15 protein-coding genes are annotated in these 16274 nt (G+C 70.4%); 6 read left to right on the top strand and 9 right to left on the bottom strand.

What is annotated here, in order from left to right; genetic code table 11:
- Positions 1-195: 195 nt before the first annotated feature.
- Positions 196-1164: a helix-turn-helix transcriptional regulator gene (locus AOK17_RS04460; RefSeq protein ID WP_055610967.1), complete on the bottom strand. Its 969-nt coding sequence runs from the start codon at positions 1162-1164 to the stop codon at positions 196-198.
- A gap of 118 nt (positions 1165-1282) precedes the next feature.
- Between AOK17_RS04460 and AOK17_RS04465 the strand changes: the two genes are divergently transcribed.
- From AOK17_RS04465 to AOK17_RS04480, 4 genes are all read left to right on the top strand, one after another.
- A complete protein-coding gene (locus AOK17_RS04465) occupies positions 1283-2809 on the top strand; it encodes an MFS transporter (protein WP_055610968.1) in 1527 nt (508 codons plus the stop codon).
- A gap of 227 nt (positions 2810-3036) precedes the next feature.
- Complete coding sequence (locus tag AOK17_RS04470) at positions 3037-3798, top strand: DeoR/GlpR family DNA-binding transcription regulator (protein WP_055610969.1); 762 nt, start codon at positions 3037-3039, stop codon at positions 3796-3798.
- Positions 3795-4742: a 1-phosphofructokinase gene (pfkB, locus tag AOK17_RS04475; protein ID WP_055610970.1), complete on the top strand. Its 948-nt coding sequence runs from the start codon at positions 3795-3797 to the stop codon at positions 4740-4742. The genes AOK17_RS04470 and pfkB overlap by 4 nt, the downstream gene beginning before the upstream one ends.
- A 268-nt stretch (positions 4743-5010) precedes the next feature.
- Positions 5011-7140 (top strand): PTS fructose transporter subunit IIABC, encoded by a 2130-nt coding sequence (locus tag AOK17_RS04480; protein WP_055610971.1) that lies wholly within the window; start codon positions 5011-5013, stop codon positions 7138-7140.
- 204 nt (positions 7141-7344) lie between these two features.
- Here the strand turns inward: AOK17_RS04480 and AOK17_RS04485 are convergent, their stop codons facing one another.
- The 3 genes from AOK17_RS04485 to AOK17_RS04495 all read right to left on the bottom strand — a co-directional run bounded on the left by AOK17_RS04485 (position 7345) and on the right by AOK17_RS04495 (position 11434).
- A complete protein-coding gene (locus AOK17_RS04485) occupies positions 7345-8094 on the bottom strand; it encodes a DUF6227 family protein (protein ID WP_055610972.1) in 750 nt (249 codons plus the stop codon).
- A 157-nt stretch (positions 8095-8251) separates the two neighbouring features.
- Positions 8252-9478 (bottom strand): L,D-transpeptidase, encoded by a 1227-nt coding sequence (locus tag AOK17_RS04490; RefSeq protein WP_079052787.1) that lies wholly within the window; start codon positions 9476-9478, stop codon positions 8252-8254.
- Positions 9479-9625: 147 nt separating this feature from the next.
- Positions 9626-11434 carry an ABC transporter ATP-binding protein gene (locus AOK17_RS04495; protein WP_245697006.1) on the bottom strand — a complete coding sequence of 603 codons (1809 nt, stop codon included), beginning with the start codon at positions 11432-11434 and terminating at the stop codon, positions 9626-9628.
- An 84-nt stretch (positions 11435-11518) separates the two neighbouring features.
- On the opposite strand from AOK17_RS04495, the gene AOK17_RS04500 reads away from it, so the two are divergent.
- A complete protein-coding gene (locus AOK17_RS04500) occupies positions 11519-12097 on the top strand; it encodes a TetR/AcrR family transcriptional regulator (RefSeq protein WP_055610979.1) in 579 nt (192 codons plus the stop codon).
- Between the two features lie 37 nt (positions 12098-12134).
- On the opposite strand, the gene AOK17_RS04505 is transcribed toward AOK17_RS04500, so the two are convergent.
- The 3 genes from AOK17_RS04505 to AOK17_RS04515 all read right to left on the bottom strand — a co-directional run bounded on the left by AOK17_RS04505 (position 12135) and on the right by AOK17_RS04515 (position 14708).
- Positions 12135-13163 carry a P1 family peptidase gene (locus AOK17_RS04505; protein ID WP_055610973.1) on the bottom strand — a complete coding sequence of 343 codons (1029 nt, stop codon included), beginning with the start codon at positions 13161-13163 and terminating at the stop codon, positions 12135-12137.
- Positions 13164-13183: 20 nt separating this feature from the next.
- A complete protein-coding gene (locus AOK17_RS04510) occupies positions 13184-14434 on the bottom strand; it encodes a low temperature requirement protein A (protein WP_055610974.1) in 1251 nt (416 codons plus the stop codon).
- Between the two features lie 73 nt (positions 14435-14507).
- Positions 14508-14708, bottom strand: a complete 201-nt coding sequence (locus AOK17_RS04515; RefSeq protein ID WP_281198578.1) for a YciI family protein — start codon at positions 14706-14708, stop codon at positions 14508-14510.
- A gap of 26 nt (positions 14709-14734) precedes the next feature.
- Here AOK17_RS04515 and AOK17_RS04520 point away from each other — a divergent pair, with 26 nt between their 5' ends.
- Positions 14735-14935, top strand: a complete 201-nt coding sequence (locus tag AOK17_RS04520; RefSeq protein WP_055610975.1) for a hypothetical protein — start codon at positions 14735-14737, stop codon at positions 14933-14935.
- A 112-nt stretch (positions 14936-15047) separates the two neighbouring features.
- Here AOK17_RS04520 and AOK17_RS04525 read toward each other — a convergent pair whose 3' ends face one another.
- The gene (locus tag AOK17_RS04525) at positions 15048-15476 is read right to left on the bottom strand and encodes a large conductance mechanosensitive channel protein MscL (protein WP_055610980.1); all 429 of its coding nucleotides are present in this window, start codon (positions 15474-15476) and stop codon (positions 15048-15050) included.
- 189 nt (positions 15477-15665) lie between these two features.
- Positions 15666-16220, bottom strand: a complete 555-nt coding sequence (locus AOK17_RS04530) for a hypothetical protein (RefSeq protein WP_245697008.1) — start codon at positions 16218-16220, stop codon at positions 15666-15668.
- Positions 16221-16274: the final 54 nt, after the last annotated feature.

The raw sequence follows: 16274 nt of genomic DNA on the forward strand, positions 1-16274 counted from the left end.
AAACGCCGGAGGGGCTGAAGTACCTCAGGGGCTCCGCTCCCGAGCCTCCGCTCCTCAAGCGCCGGAGGGGCTGAGATACCTCAGGGGCGCGGGGAACTGCGCGGCCAGCCACAGCGGACCCGCACCTTTCGGCCCCGCTCTCGCCCGGCTCAGCTCGACGCCGTCGAACCGCTCAGCTCGACGCCGTCGAACCGCTCAGCTCGACGCAGTCGCCCGGCTCAGTCGGCCCCCCAACTGCCGGACATACTCGACGAGTTCAACCGGCTCATGCACGGTGAACTCGCAGTCCAGCATCGCGAGGCGCACCGCCAGCCACTCCACGGCATCCCCGGAGGAACTCCGCAGCCGACAGCTCCGGTCGTCGACAGGCTCGGGCGCCCCGAGCCACCCCGGCAGCCGTGCGGCGATGAACTCCGCGGGGGCGGCGAACGTCACCGCGAACTCGTACGTCTCCTGCCGCCGCTGCATCGACTGCCGCAGATACTCGGCCGCGCTCCCCGTCGGCATCTCGCGCGGCGTGAATCGGGCCCCGGTCGCGAACGGGTCGGTCACCCGGTCGACCCGGAACGTACGCCAGTCCTCGCGGTCGAGGTCGTACGCGACGAGGTACCAGCGGAGGCCGGTCGACACGAGCCGGTACGGCTCGATCCGGCGCCGGCTCTCCGCCCCGTCCTTCGCCCGGTACGCGAACCGCAGCAACTCCCGCCCCGCGATCGTCGAGGCCATCACGGTCAGCGTCTCGGGCGCGATGCTCGCACCGTCGCCGCTGGTCAGGGGAGTGGTCGCGGCCTGCAGGGTGGAGACGCGATGCCTCAGGCGGCTCGGCAGGACCTGTTCGAGCTTGGCCAGCGCCCGTACGGACGCCTCGTCCACGCCCTCGACGGCGTGCCCCGCACCGGCCCGCAGCCCGACCGCGATCGCCACCGCCTCCTCGTCGTCGAGGACCAGCGGCGGCATGGCCTTGCCGGCCACCAGCCGGTACCCGCCGTCCGCGCCCATCGTCGCCTGCACCGGATAGCCGAGCTCCCGCAGCCGGTCCACATCCCGCCGCACGGTCCGCCGCGAAACTCCCAGCCGCTCGGACAACTCCCCGCCGGGCCACTCCCGCGGAGTCTGAAGAAGAGACAGCAACTGAAGGAGCCGTGCCGGGGTGTCGGTGCTCATGGGAGTCTCCCTCTCCTGGTTCCTGCTTCCGGGTTCCTGCTTGTTGCCTTCTCGCTTCCTCCGAGGATGCTCCACCACTAGGACATGACCTGACCTACATCCCCCCTACCTTCAAAACATGACCTCTTCCAGCAGCACTCTCGCGTCCCCCCGGCCGGAGGCCGACCGCCGGCGCTGGTTCGCGCTCGCCATCGTGATGACCGCGGCCTTCATGGACCTGGTCGACGTCACGATCGTCAACGTCGCGATCCCGTCGATCCAGCGGGACGAGGGCGCGTCCTTCAGCCACATCCAGTGGATAACGGCCGGCTACGCGCTGGCCTTCGCGGCCGGCCTGATCACCGGCGGCAGGCTCGGTGACATCTACGGCCGCAAGCGGCTGTTCCTCATCGGCATCGGCGGATTCACGCTCGCGTCCGCGCTCTGCGGCTTCGCGGTGAACCCGGACATGCTCGTCGCCTCCCGCATCCTCCAGGGAGCCATGGCCGCGCTGATGGTGCCGCAGGTGCTGTCGATCGTGCACGCCACGTTCCCGGCGCACGAGCGGGGCAAGGTCTTCGGGATGTTCGGCGCGATCGTGGGACTCGGCGCGGTCTCGGGCCCGATCCTGGGCGCGCTGCTCACCGAGTGGAACCTGTTGGGCCTGGAGTGGCGGCCGATCTTCCTCATCAACCTGCCGGTCGGCATCGCGGGCCTCGTCCTCGGCCGGAAGTTCATCACCGAGTCCAAGGCCCCGCACGCCCTCAAGCTCGACCTCGTCGGCGTCGTGCTCGTCACCCTCGGTCTGCTGATGCTGCTCTACCCGCTGACCCGCGGCCGCGAGCTGGGCTGGCCGGTGTGGGGGTACGTCGTGATGGCCGGCGCCCTCGTGGTCTTCGCGGCGCTGGTGGCGTACGAGAAGAGGAAGGCGGCGCGCGACGGTTCCCCGCTCGTCGAGCTCTCCCTCTTCAAGGTGAAGAGCTTCGCCGCGGGTATCGCCGTGCAGACGGTCTTCGGGGTCGGCCTCGGCATCTTCTTCCTGGTCTGGACGCTCTACATGCAGGTGGGCCTCGGCTGGAGCGTGCTGCGGGCCGGTCTGACCGGCGTTCCCTTCTCGATCGCGGTCTCGGCGGCGGCGGGCATGTCCGTGCAGATGCTGGTGCCGAGGTTCGGGCGGAAGGTGCTCCAGGCGGGCGCGCTGACCATGGCGGCCGGTGTCCTGCTCTACATCTGGGAGGCCGAGCGGTACGGCATGTCCATCTCCTCCTGGCAGATGGCGCTTCCGCTGGTCGTCATGGGGGCCGGCATGGGCCTGATCGTGGCCCCGCTGACGGACGCGATCCTCTCCGAGGTGCCGCGCGAGCACTCCGGTTCGGCGTCCGGCCTGATCAACACGGTTCAGCAGATGGGCAACGCCCTCGGCCTCGGCCTGGTCTCCGTCGTCTTCTTCGGCTCGATGTCCGACCACCTGCCCGCACCCGAGGTCGGCCCCGCCTTCGTCGACGCCTTCCAGAACGCGCTGGTCTGGGTCGCCGTCGTGATGACGGCCATCTTCCTGCTGATGTTCGCCCTCCCGAAGCGGCCCGCCCAGCACGTGGAGGGAGCGGAGACCGCCGGAACCCCGAGCAGCACGCCGCTCGACAAGGCACCCGAACTCGTCGGCTGACGACAGCGGTCGACGACAGCGACCGACGGCAGCGACTGACGACAGCGATCGGCTGGATCCGGCATACGGCGAGGCCCGGCNNGCCGGGCCTCGCCGTATGCCGTCCACGCCCGGTTCGATGTCCGTTCATGCCCACATCCATGCCCGAACCTGTTTACTTTGCGGAAATCTGGGCGTAGCCTCACGCTGAAACCACAGGTTCGGGCACTGAGCGGAGGCGAACGGACATGTACGCACCGGAGCGACAGCAGGAGATCCTCCGACTCGCACGTGACGGCGGCCGTGTGGATGTCGTGTCGCTGGCGGAGGAGTTCCAGGTCACGGCGGAGACGATCCGGCGGGATCTCAAGGCCCTCGACCGGGCGGGACTGCTCCGCCGGGTCCACGGCGGTGCCATCCCGGCCGGGCGGCTCGACTTCGAGCCCGACCTCGCCGAGCGCGAGACCACCGCGGCCGACGAGAAGGACCGCATCGCCAAGGCGGCCGTGGCCGAACTGCCGGACAAGGGCACGATGATCCTCGACGCGGGCACGACCATCGCCCGCCTCGCCGGGGCCCTCCCGCTGGAGGCGACGCTCACCGTCGTGACACACAGCCTCCCCATCGCGGCCCGCCTCGCCGACCACCCCGGCATGCAGCTCCATCTCATCGGGGGCCGCGTCCGGCACCGTACGCGCGCGGCGGTCGACGCCTGGGCGCTGCGGGCGTACGGGGAGATCCGCGCGGACGTCGTCTTCCTCGCGGCGAACGGCTTCTCCATCGAGCACGGACTGACCACCCCGGACCTCGCCGAGGCGGCCGTGAAGCGCGCCGCGCTCTCCGCCGCGCGCCGCGTGGTGCTGCTCGCCGACTCGGCCAAGCACGGCCAGGAACACTTCGCGCGCTTCGGCGACCTCAGTGAAGTGGACCTGTTGATCACCGACAGCGGGCTGAGCCCCGAAGACGCGACCGCCATCGAGCGCGGCGGCACGGAAGTAGTGCGCGCATGATCCTCACCGTCACCCCGAACCCGTCCCTGGACCGTACGTACGAGGTCCCCTCGCTCGACCGCGGCGAGGTCATACGGGCCACCGGCGAGCGCATGGACCCGGGCGGCAAGGGCGTCAACGTCTCGCGGGCCGTCGCGGCGGCCGGCCGGCGCACCGTCGCCGTGCTGCCGCTCGGCGGAGCGCCCGGCGCGCTCGTCGCCGACCTCCTCGACGCCCAGGGCATCGAGGTCGCACCGGTCCCGGTCGCCGGAGCGACCCGCTCGAACATCGCGCTCGCCGAGGCCGACGGCGTACTGACGAAGATCAACGCACCAGGGCCCGAACTCACCTCCGCCGAGGAGGAGTTGCTCCTGGAGACCGTGCGCGAGCAGTCCGGCGACGCGGACTGGATCGCCTGCTGCGGCAGCCTGCCGCGCGGCCTCGCCCCCTCCTGGTACGCCGAGATCGTCGCCCGTGCCCACCGGGCGGGCGCCCGTATCGCGCTCGACACCTCGGGACCCGCGCTCCTCGCGGCCCTCCGCGAGCGGCCCGACGTCGTCAAGCCCAACGCCGAGGAACTCGCCGAGGCCGTCGGCCGCCCCCTCGCCACGGTCGGCGACGCGGTCAAGGCCGCCGAGGAACTGCGAGAGCTGGGCGCCCGTGCCGTGCTCGCCTCCCTCGGCGCCGACGGGCAGCTGCTCGTCAGCGAGGAGGGCGCGTGGTTCGCAGGGGCGCGCGTCGACGTCGTACGCAGCAATGTGGGCGCGGGAGACTCCTCGCTCGCCGGATTCCTCATCGCCGGCGGCAGCGGTCCCGGCGCGCTCGCCTCCGCGGTGGCCCATGGCGCGGCTGCCGTCCAGCTTCCGGGCAGCGTGATGCCGAGCCCGGCGGACCTCGACCCGTCCGCGGTGACCGTCACGTCCGAGATCCCCGTGGACCGCGTACTGACGGAGCCGGTGTCATGACCGGCCGCCGACTGCCGCACACGGGCTGTCCACTCCCGCGTACGGACTTCCGCACAACCCACGAACCGGCCCTGATGCGGCGGGGACTCCCCTTACCCGCCGCAGCCGCCGCCGTACGGAAGCGGGGCTTCCCCGGCCCCGGCCCCGTCTCAGCACACCCCGTAATACCCGAAGTCCCCGTAACCGTCGCGGTTTTCGACCGCGGCACCCCCGTCCCCACCCTCGCCCACAACGTTCCCCGGGCGATACGCGTGCGAAGGAGCCCGCGATGAGCGAGATGATCACCGCGGACCTGGTCGATCTCGACCTGTCCGCCGATACGAAGGAAGCGGCGGCGCGCGCCCTCGCCGAGCGCATGGTGTCCCTGGGCCGGGTGACCGACCTGGACGGCTTCCTTGCCGACGTCGCCGCCCGTGAGGCCCAGATGCCGACCGGTCTCGACGGCGGCATCGGCATCCCGCACTGCCGCAGCGAGCACGTCACCGAGCCGACGCTCGCCTTCGGGCGCAGCGCGGCCGGGATCGACTTCGGCGCGCCGGACGGCCCCGCCGACCTGATCTTCCTGATCGCCGCCCCGGCCGGCGCGGACGACGCCCACCTCACGATCCTGTCGTCACTGGCCCGCCAGCTGATGAACGCCGAGTTCACCTCCGCGCTGCGGTCGGTGGGCGACGCGGCGGGGGCCGCCGCCCTGATCAGCGGCGATGAGCCCGCCGCTGCAGCCGCACCCGCCACCGCGGCCGCAACTGCGGCTGCCGAGCCGGGTGCCGAGGACTCTGAGGGTGCCGGTGACTCCTCGGCCGACTCCGAGGCGGCGTCCGGGACCGCGCCCGCCCCGGCCCCCGCACCCGCCGGTACGGACGACGAGGGTGCCTCCGAAGGGACGGGCGGGCGACCGTTCCGTATCGTCGCCGTCACCTCCTGCCCCACCGGTATCGCGCACACCTACATGGCGGCCGAGTCGCTGGAGAACGCGGGACGTGCCGCCGGTGACGTCGAGGTCGTCGTCGAGACGCAGGGTTCGGCCGGTTTCAGCCGGCTCGACCCGGCCGTCATCGCCGCGGCGGACGGCGTGATCTTCGCGCACGACATGCCCGTACGGGAGAAGGACCGGTTCGCCGGGAAGCCGACCGTGGACGTCGGCGTGAAGGCGGGCATCAACAAGCCCGCCGAGCTGATCGCCCAGGTGCGCGGCAAGGCCGAGCGCGGCGAGGTCACGGCGGCTGCCGGGCCCGGCGGCGGTACGCCCGTGCAGCGGGCCGGCGAGCCCGGTGAGGGCTACGGCACCAAGCTCCGCAAGTGGCTGATGTCCGGCGTGAGTTACATGGTTCCGTTCGTGGCCGCGGGCGGTCTGCTGATCGCGCTCGGGTTCGCGATCGGCGGCTACCAGATCAACGAGGCCAAGCCGGTCACCGAGGTCTTCAACTGGGGCCAGGTCGACAGCTGGGCCGCGCTGCTCTTCCAGATCGGCGGCGTCGCCTTCGGCTTCCTGATCCCCGTCCTCGCCGGTTACATCGCGTACGGCATGGCGGACCGGCCAGGTCTCGTGCCCGGATTCGTCGGCGGCATGATCTCCGCCAACATCGCCGCGGGCTTCCTCGGCGGTCTGGCCGCGGGCCTGCTGGCCGGTGGTGTCGTCCTCGCCATCCAGCGGATCAAGATCCCACCGGTGCTGCGCGGCATCATGCCGGTGGTCGTGATCCCACTGGTCTCCTCGATCATCGTCGGCTTCCTGATGTTCATCGTCATCGGCAAGCCGATCGCCGAGGCACAGAAGGCCATGACGGACTGGCTGTCCGGCCTCTCCGGCACCAACGCCGTCCTGCTCGGTGTGCTGCTCGGCCTGATGATGTGCTTCGACCTCGGCGGCCCGGTCAACAAGGTCGCGTACGCCTTCGCCACGGGCGGTATCGCCGTCCAGGACCCGAGCGGGTCCGCGATGAAGATCATGGCGACGGTCATGGCGGCCGGCATGGTCCCGCCGCTGGGCATGGCCCTGGCCACCACGATCCGCAGGAAGCTGTTCACCACGGCGGAGCGGGAGAACGGCAAGGCCGCCTGGGTCCTCGGAGCCTCCTTCATCACCGAGGGCGCGATCCCGTTCGCGGCGGCCGACCCACTGCGGGTCATCCCCGCCTCGATGGCGGGCGGCGCGGTCACCGGCGCCCTGACCATGGCCTTCGGCTCGACCCTGCGCGCCCCGCACGGCGGCATCTGGGTCACCTTCCTGATCGGCAAGCCGTTCCTCTACCTGCTCGCCATCGCGATCGGCACAGCGGTCACGGCGGGCCTGGTCATCGTCCTGAAGGGCATGCGCAGGACGCCCCTGGACGGCGACGAGGACAAGACCCCGGAGGCCCCGACGGCCACCCAGAAGAAGGAACCGATAGCAGCCTGAACGCTCCGCTGAGGAGCGAAAACGACGGTGGGCCGGGACTTGAGAAGTCCCGGCCCACCGTCGTACTCCTCAGGGGCGCTGGGTGCCTCTTCAAGCGGTCAGGGCCGACAGCGGCTTTTAGGGGCGCGGGGCTGTATCGATTTGCGGCTCCGCCGCGTGGGCGCGGCCAGCCAACCCGCAGACTACGACGCGGCCGAATCCCGCCTAACCGCCGGAGGCAGACGCACGCCGTTCCATGGCGTCCCGCGCGTCCTCCTCGGACGGATACACCTCACACATGTGCCGCCCGTCGGGCGTAGCCGTGTGCTCGACCTCCCACAGGGACAGCTCCCGCCCGTCGTGGAGCAGGAACGCGTGCTCGTAGAGCGAGAAGCACATCCCCCGCTCACCGGCCCGGCACGGCCGCCCGAAGGCCTGGGTGATCTGGTGCGCGAACGCCATCCGCAGCAGATCGGCCATGTCCTCGCCCGGCCGGTCCGAGTTCTCCGCGCGCCGCAGCAGCCGCCGCCCGTGATCCGCGGAGTCGTCGGGAACGTACGCGTGCAGCGGATCGGGGACGTGCGACACCAGCACCAGCGCGGGCAGTTCGAAGTCCGGGGCGTCCGCGGGAAGCGGCAGCCGCCCTGTCGCGGTACGCAGCTCCTCCTCGTCCTCGTACACCTCGTGCTGCGTGTCGCGGCCCGGCGCGGTGTTGTGGACGAGCTCCCAGAGCGTGAGCGCGCTCCCATCGGCCAGCAGCCAGGTGTGCCGGTACGTCTCGCGGTGCAGCCCCGCGCTGTGGTGCGCGGAGTGCAGCGAACTGTCGTGGGCCAGTGCCCGGTCCAGCCGCCGTATCGTCTCGTCCGGCAGCTCGAAGGAGTTCAGGGCACGGCCGAGGAGCCGCGCGAGATGCTCCTCCGGAGACTCGGGCGACTCGGCTGGCTCGTACGCTGTCGTCTCGTACGGAACGCTCAAGGCTTCTCCCGGCGTTGCTGCATGTCACCTTGTGGGTGCATACCGTAGCCCCTCGGGCGGACATCATGTCCGGGAACCGAGAAAACGTACGCACGGAAAACGCCGGGGCCGTGTGAGGAGTTCCCACACGGCCCGTCGAAGCCTCAAAACCCCTTGGTCAGAGGGCACTTCCCGCGGTCCAGGCACTCCATGCCATGTTCCAGCCGTTGAGACCGTTGTCCGGTGCGACCGTCTTGTCGGGGGAGTTCTTGACGGTCACGACGTCGCCTACGAGCGAGTTGTCGAAGAACCACTTGGCGACCGTGTCGCCGCCCGCGCCCTGCACGTCCGCCATGCCCACGCAGCCATGGCTGGTGCCCTGCTTCCCGAAGGGCGGATTGCCCTTGTTGTACCAGTAGTTGCCGTGGATGAAGGTCCCCGACGTCGTCAGCCGCATCGCGTTCGGCACGTCCGCGATGTCGTACTCGCCGCCGTAGCCGACCGTCGACCCGTTCATCCGCGTCTGCCGGAACTTCTCCGAGATCACCATCTGCCCGTTGTACGTGCTGTTGTCCGGGCTGCCCGCCGAGATCGGGATCGTCTTGACGGTCCTGCCGTCACGAACGACCGTCATGGTCTGGGTGTTGACGTCGACCGTGGACACCTGGGAGCGCCCGACCGTGAAGGTGACCGTCTTGTCCTGCACCCCGTAGACACCGTTCGCGCCCTCGACGCCGTCCAGGTCGATCTTCATGGTGACCTTGGAGCCGGCCTTCCAGTACGCCTGGGGCCGGAAGTCCAGCCGCTGCGCGCCGTACCAGTGCCCGACCACCTTCTGTCCGCTGCTGGACGTGACGGTGATGTGCGACTGCACGTCCTTCCTGAACCTGCCGTCGCCGATCGCCTTGTCGAAGGTGAACGACACCGGCATTCCGACGCCGACCTTCGTGCCACCGTCGGGCGTGTAGGTCCCGATGAAGCTGTTGTCCGTGGACACCGTCGTGAAGATGGAGTTGGCCGCCGAGGGCTTCCCGTCGCCGTCCTTCGCGGTGGCCGATATCTGGTATTTGGTCCCGCGCTCCAGCTGCTCCTTCGGCTTCCAGCTCTTCCCGTTCGCCGCGAGCGTCCCCGGTACGGCCGCCCCTGTGGCCGACTCCTTCATCGCCACCTCGGTCAGCCTGCCGTCGCTGACCTTCACCCCGGTCGAGTTGATCGACGCCGCCGTCGAGCCGTCCTTGGCGGAGATGAGGATCTTCGCCGCCGAGGACTTGGTGTCGCCGTTCTTGTCCTCGGACTTGTTGTCGGCCTTGGCGTCGCCGCCGCACGCGGTGAGGGTCAGGGCGCCGATCATCAGGGCGGCACAGGCCACCAGCGCGCGCCTCGCTGTTGTGTCCGGCGTTGTCACGGGCTGCTCCAGTTCTCGCGGTTGGGGGTGATCCGCTCCGTTCCGTGGAGAAAGATCGGATCCATGGAGAAGGAGGGGAACATCGCCCGCCCGGGTTCCCACAGCCCGCCATCAACACCATCACGTGACAGATTCGGGACAATCGCCTTATGCGGCCGGGGTCTTGGCGGGGGCGTCGGCGGGGGACCCGTCCGCGATGCGCAGTGCCTCGACCAGATCGCGGTAGAGGGAGTCCGTGGCGAGCAGCTCGTCATGGGTGCCCCGGGCGCGGACACCGCCCGCGTCCATCACCACGATCGTGTCCGCGTCGATCACCGTCGACAGCCGGTGCGCGATCGTCACCACCGCGTGTTCCCGAGCCCGCCGCCGGACGCAGTGGTGGACCGCCGACTCCGTGAGCGCGTCGAGCTGTGCCGTCGCCTCGTCGAGCAGCAGTACGTCCGGCTTCCGCAGCAGCGCCCGCGCGAGAGCGATGCGCTGCCGCTCCCCGCCGGAGACGGCCGCGGTCGACAACTCCGTGTCCAGTCCCTCGTCCAGCGACTCCACCTTCTCCGTCAGCCGCACGTCCGCGAGCACCTGCCGCAGCTCCTCCTCGCCCGCCTCCGGCCGGGAGATGAGCAGGTTGTCGCGGATGGTGCCGGGGACGACCGGGGTGTCCTGCTCCACATACGCCAGCCTGGAACGGATCGCCGCGTGGCTGTGCCGGTGGTACGGGACGCCGTCCAGCAGCAGCGCGCCCTCCTGCGGCTCCAGGAAACGCAACAGCAGGGAGAAGACCGTGGTCTTGCCCGCCCCGGAGGGCCCGACGATCGCCGTGTGCCCACGGGCCGGCACCACCAGGTCGACCCCACGCACGGCAGGCTCCCGCCCGGGACCGTAGGACGCCGTGACGCCCTTGAGCTCCAACACCGGGCCGCTCGGGTCCCTCTTCTCCTCCGGCACGGAACCGCTCGTGTCCGGCACGGGACCGCTCGGCCCGTCCGTCACAGTCGGCCCGTCCGTCTCCGCGCCCAACTCGTCCACCGCCCGGATCCGTTCCGCCGCGGCGATGCCGGACTGCAGCGCGGTGAGGTTCTCCGACAGCTCCGTGATCGGCTCCATGAGCCCGAAGGCGTAGAGCAGGAAGGCGATCAGGCTGGACACCTCCAACTGCCCTTCCCCGACCCGCCAGGCGCCGACGCCGAGGATGAGGATCACCGCGAGCTGGATCCCGGTCCAGGCGATGGTCCATACGGTGGCCTCCAGCCGCACCGCCCGGATGCCGTACGCCGCCGAGGCGCGCGCGTCCGCCGCGATCCGCTCCGCCTGCCGGTCCTCGGCGCCGCTCGCCTTGACCGTACGGATCGCGCGCAGCGTGCCCTCCAGGGTGCCGCCGACCCGGCCCACGTGCTCCTGCGCCCGCTCCTGCGCTTTCGCGATGCCGGGCATCAGCACCGCGAACAGGACGATCACCACCAGCACGGCAGCCACCGTGGTGCCGAGCAGGACCAGGTCCAGAAAGCCCATCAGCACCAGCGTGCCGATCAGCATCACCGCGCCGTTGATCAGCCCGATCACACTGGACGAGGCCGCCTCGCGCAGCAGCACCGTGTCCGAGACCGCCCGTGAGACCAGCTCGCCCGGCGGTCGGGCGGTCACCGCGGGGATCGTCGCCCGGAAGTACCGCCGCACCATCGACTCCCGGGCGTCCAGCACCACCCGCTCGCCGAGCGTGCCGAGCAGCACCCACTGCACGCGGTACAGCACCGCGCCGATCACCAGCAGCACGAGCAGCGCGACCACCGGGCCACCCAGCGAACTCCCGTCGTTGAGCGCGTCCAGCACCCACTTGGTCACCATCGGCGTGGCAAGACCCAACGCCGACGCGGCCAGCGCAAGCAGCAGCCCGACCACCAGCGTCCGCCGATGAGGCCGGGCGAACGAAGCAAGAACCCGCAGACTCTCCGGAGCAACCATGCTCACGAGTGGAACACTGATGTTCCAAAACTGTCAACGCTGTTTTATTATGGAACGGCGCTACAGTGTGTGCCCATGGAGCCCATGGACACCGCTGTAAGCGCCAGGAGCGGCGCGCGAGGCCGCACGAGGCGCGCCATCCTCGACGCCGCCGCCGTCGTACTGGCCAAGAACTCCGGGGCCTCCCTCGGTGACGTGGCCGCCGCGGCGGGCGTCGGCCGCACCACCGTCCACCGCTACTTCGCGGAGCGCTCCGACCTCCTCAAGGCCCTGGGCGCCGACGTCCTCGAAAAGGTCGCCGCCGCGACCGACCGCAGCCGCCTGGAGGACGGCCCGGCACTCGCCGCCCTGGAACGGCTCTGCCAGGAACTCTTCGAACTCGGCGACGCCCTCACCCTCGTCTTCGACGAGTCACTGGTGGCCACCTGGAACTGGGAAGGCTGGGAAGAGGACACCGACGCCGACCGCGCCCTCGCCCGCCTCATCGAACGCGGCCACGCCGAAGGCGCCTTCGACCCCGCCCTGGACGTCGACTGGATCGTCCAGACCCTGTGGTCCCTCCTGTACGTGGCCTGGCAACGAGGCCGCACCGGCGGAACCAAGCACGAGGCCCTGACCCTGTGCCTGCACACCCTCCGGAAGGCCGTCTCCCCGGCGCCCTAGAAGCCTTCGGCCGGGTCGGCGGGAGCGGCAACTCGCCTCATCGCCGCCCGTACAACTCCCCGTACGCCGGCCACATCCCTCCTGGTCCCTCCACCGACTCGGCAGCCCGTACCGCCCGGACGATCGCGCGTGTCACCAGGTCCGCGCCGGCGGCGAGGATGTCGTTGAGCGCGAGCGGGTTCTCCTCCGCGAGGGGACGCGCCCCCGTCGCGAGCGCGAACACCGTGTCGCCGTCGTGGAGGAGATGCACCGGCCGGACGGCACGCGCGATGCCGTCGTGCGCCGTGCCCGCGAGCTTCTGGGCCTGCGCCTTCGACAGGTCGGCATCGGTGGCGACCACCGCGAGGGTGGTGTTCAGCGGGGGAAGACTGTTCTTCTCAGCGGCCTCGGCGAGCCGCACCCGCGCCGCCCGGTGAACCTCCTCGGCCGGACTGGCCAACAGCCCCTGGACCAACTCCCCGTACAGCGCACCTGTCTCAGGCTCCACCACCGACCCCGCCGCGTTGGCCACGACCAGCGCCGCCACCGTGACACCCGATTCGAGCACGGCACTCGCGGTGCCGACCCCTCCCTTCATCATTCCGACGGCCGCCCCCGTCCCGGCGCCCACGGACCCCTCCGGAACAGGCGCGCCCGGCTCGCTCGCCGCCGCGGCCTCCACCGCCTCGCGGCCGGTCGCCGCGTCCGGCCTGGCCCGGAAGTCGCCGCCCCGGCCGAGGTCGAAGACACAGGCCGCCGGCACGACTGGCACCACGTGCAGCGGATCGGGCCCGACGCGCACTCCGCGCCCCCGCTCCTCCAGCCAGGCCATCACACCCGTCGTCGAGTCCAGCCCGTACGCGCTGCCACCGGTCAGTACGAGCGCCTCGACCTTCCGCACCACATTGCGCGGATCGAGCGCGTCGGTCTCCTTGGTGCCGGGCCCACCACCACGCACGTCCACCGCGGCGACCGCGCCACCATCCGGGGCGAGAACAACCGTCGTACCGGTGAGCCAACCGTCACCGATCCTCGTGGCGTGCCCCACGCGCAGCCCGGCCACATCCGTCAGAGCGTCAACTGTCATAAGCCCAGTGTCGACCCGCCCTACGCGGCCGGCGCGCCGGCAGCCTCCTCCTCCCGCCCCTCCCGCGCGGCCATCCGGGCGGTCAACGTCACCCCCACGACCACCGCAAGAGCGGCCACCACGCCGGCCGCGAACACCGCCCAGTCACCCAGGAACGTGCACAGAGCCACCGCCAACGCCGTGACCGGCAGCACCAGTTGTTGCGCCGTGCCCACCTTGTAGTGGCGGGCGTGCAGCACCCACACCATCAGGAGGAACAGAGCCGTCGGAAGCGTCACCGCGGCCGACGCAGCCGACGTGGAGATGTGCGCCTTGCCGACCGCCTGCTCCACAGCGACCTCCAGCCCGGCACCGATCGCCGCCGCCGACGCGAAGATCACGTAGTGGCCGTACCCCCACAGGAACGCCTTCCTGCTGGAGCTGAGATGGCCGTGGATCGGTACGACGAAGTAGATCCACCACGCGGCGAAGATGATCAGCAGCCCGCCCGAGGCGATCGGGAGGAGCTCGCCCAACGCGTCGTTCTCGTCCACTCCCACCTTCACCGCGATCGTGGCCGCGGCGATGGTCTCGCCGAGGACGATGATCGTGAAGAGCCCGTACCGCTCGGAGATGTGGTGCGGATGCCAGACCGTGCTGAACTCCCTCTCCGCCACCAACGGGACGCACATCTCGGCGATCGCCATCACCAGGAACAGCCACGGCCGGCCGGCCTCCGGCAGGAGCACCAGCCCCACCCAGCCGGCCTGGCACACCAGGACCCCGCCCGCGTACCGCAAGGCCATCCGCCGCTCGGCGCCGTCCGCGTTCCGGGCCACGCGCAGCCACTGCGCGGTCAGCGCCATCCGCATGATCACGTAGCCCAGCAGGACCAGCAGGAAGTCGTGGTCCTCGAACGCCTGGGACACCCCGGCGGCCAGCACCAGCACACCGGCGATCTGGATCAGTGTGACGACCCGGTACAGCACGTCGTCGTTGTCGTACGCCGAGGCGAACCAGGTGAAGTTCATCCACGCCCACCAGATGGCGAAGAACACCATCGCGTAGTTCAGGATGCCCTCGGCCGCGTGCGCCTCCGCGACGGAGTGCACCAGCTGCACTCCCGCCTGGGCGATGGCCACGACGAAACACAGATCGAAGAACAGCTCCAGCGGCGACGCGACCCGGTGCGCCTCGTCACGCCCGCGCGCGGTCATCCTGCGCAAGGGCCGAGAAGAGGGGACGGTTCGGGAGCGGCGCGGACCGGATTCGGAAGAGGCATCGGGCGTCATGCGCCCAAGCACAGCAGAAACGCTCCAAAAATCCAGAAGCACGCCGGACCAGCTCCGGCCCGCCACCCGACGCTCAGGACGCGGGGTCGTACCCGAAAGCCCGCACTTCCTGCGAACAGCGGCACGCCACCGCGATCTTCGCCGCCCACTCAAGAGCTGCTTCCCGGGACGGCAGCTCAAGGATCGTGTAGCCGCCGTTCGGCACGCGCGTGTCGGGATAGGTGCCATCGGTGACGGTGGTCATTCGCAGGACTCCTTGCTCCGCCTGGTTCACCAGACACCGCCCCGTACCCTGGACGTATGAGCACTACCCCCGCCACACCCCCGTCCCCTCGCCCCGACGCGGAACCGCGTGACCCCAAGGCCGCGCTGGTCTTCGACGACCCGCTGAGCCGGCCGTCCACCGACGACACGGACCAGGGCTGGGGCGAGCGGCCCACCGGCGACAGCGCGGCGGACCTGGCCCGCTTCCTGGACGAGAAGCCGCCCCACCACATCTGACCCCCGAGGGCCGCAGCCACGACGCGCCCCCGACGGACGGCTGCAAGCAAAACACGGACGACTGCCGGCACAACCGTTGCCGCGATTGCCGCAGCCAGAACCACAATCGCGACTACTGCTCGTTGTGCCCGGAGCCGCGCTGGGCCACCAGGGCGTCGCGGATCTCCTTCAGAACCTCCAGCTCGCTCACCTCGATCACTTCCTGCGTGCCCTCCTTCGCCTTCTGGCGGGCCGCCTGCTTGGCGAGGTACTTGGACATCGGCAGCACCATCAGGAAGTACACGACGGCCGCGGTGATCAGGAAGGTCAGCGTCGCGCTGAGGACGCTGCCCCACATGATGGGGATACCGCTCGTCGCGGTCCCCGTCGCCTCGTCGAACCGGCAGGGGTCCTTCAGACACGAGCTGTACTGGTTGAGGTCCTTGGTGCCGAATGCGCCGACCAGCGGATTGATCACGCCCTTCACCACGGAGTTGACGATGTTGGTGAAGGCGGCGCCGATGACCACCGCGACAGCCAGATCGACGACGTTCCCGCGCATCAGGAAGGCCTTGAAGCCGTCCCAGACGCCAGGTTCCTTCTTCTTCTCGCTCACCAGGGAGCCCCTCTTCAGCCGCACAAACTGTGGAATCAACAGCTCCGCAACCTACGTCAGGGCGTGGCAGCGCTGTCCAATTCCGTAACTCCAACGAGGGACTTGACAGCCTGACGGCAGCCATCCTGGCCATGGTCAGCACAGGGTCACCGCCAACCGCGAGGTCGCGCCGGCCCCGGCCAGCAACGTAGCCGTCCGCCGAGGCACGGACAGGACGACCAACGCCCCACCCTCCGACACACTGTCCGGCGACTCGGGCACCTTGGTAACCCGCGCACCACGCGCGACGACACGAGCGTCACCGGGCCCCACCGCACCCTGCTCGGCCGCGACGACGTCGACCCGGTCCCCGGCCCTGAGCAACCGCACGGTCGCACCATCGGCAATCCGCACAGGCGCCGCAACCATCTCAACGGGCCGCTCCCGCACGGCATCCACCACCGCACGCCCCCGAGCCCCCGTATCCCTCTCCCTCTCCCTCTCCTTCTCCCTCGGCCCCGCCGCCACAAGGGCCACCGCGGTCACAGCGAGACCGACCGCCAAGGCCCGCCTCCGATGCCGAACGAGCCGCCGCACCTGATACCGCCCACCCCGAACCCGCACAGGAGCGAAATGCGGAACCTCACAAGTGCTGGGCACATCCGTGCCCAACGGACGCGGAAACGAGGAGAGCTGCGACACGAGTAACACCGCCTGCGGTTCGAGAGATCGGCTTGCAACCCCAGCCTGCGCCCTCCCCCAGAA

It is taken from the genome of Streptomyces phaeochromogenes (genome assembly GCF_001418655.1).
GTDB lineage: Bacteria > Actinomycetota > Actinomycetes > Streptomycetales > Streptomycetaceae > Streptomyces > Streptomyces phaeochromogenes.

Bases quoted from the DNA above. Each gene is read 5' to 3' on its own strand.
- AOK17_RS04460 (WP_055610967.1), bottom strand. From the start codon at position 1,164: ATGAGCACCGACACCCCGGCACGGCTCCTTCAGTTGCTGTCTCTTCTT.
- AOK17_RS04465 (WP_055610968.1), top strand. From the start codon at position 1,283: ATGACCTCTTCCAGCAGCACTCTCGCGTCCCCCCGGCCGGAGGCCGAC.
- AOK17_RS04470 (WP_055610969.1), top strand. From the start codon at position 3,037: ATGTACGCACCGGAGCGACAGCAGGAGATCCTCCGACTCGCACGTGAC.
- pfkB (WP_055610970.1), top strand. From the start codon at position 3,795: ATGATCCTCACCGTCACCCCGAACCCGTCCCTGGACCGTACGTACGAG.
- AOK17_RS04480 (WP_055610971.1), top strand. From the start codon at position 5,011: ATGAGCGAGATGATCACCGCGGACCTGGTCGATCTCGACCTGTCCGCC.
- AOK17_RS04495 (WP_245697006.1), bottom strand. From the start codon at position 11,434: ATGGTTGCTCCGGAGAGTCTGCGGGTTCTTGCTTCGTTCGCCCGGCCT.
- AOK17_RS04500 (WP_055610979.1), top strand. From the start codon at position 11,519: ATGGACACCGCTGTAAGCGCCAGGAGCGGCGCGCGAGGCCGCACGAGG.
- AOK17_RS04505 (WP_055610973.1), bottom strand. From the start codon at position 13,163: ATGACAGTTGACGCTCTGACGGATGTGGCCGGGCTGCGCGTGGGGCAC.
- AOK17_RS04510 (WP_055610974.1), bottom strand. From the start codon at position 14,434: ATGACGCCCGATGCCTCTTCCGAATCCGGTCCGCGCCGCTCCCGAACC.
- AOK17_RS04520 (WP_055610975.1), top strand. From the start codon at position 14,735: ATGAGCACTACCCCCGCCACACCCCCGTCCCCTCGCCCCGACGCGGAA.
- AOK17_RS04525 (WP_055610980.1), bottom strand. From the start codon at position 15,476: ATGCGCGGGAACGTCGTCGATCTGGCTGTCGCGGTGGTCATCGGCGCC.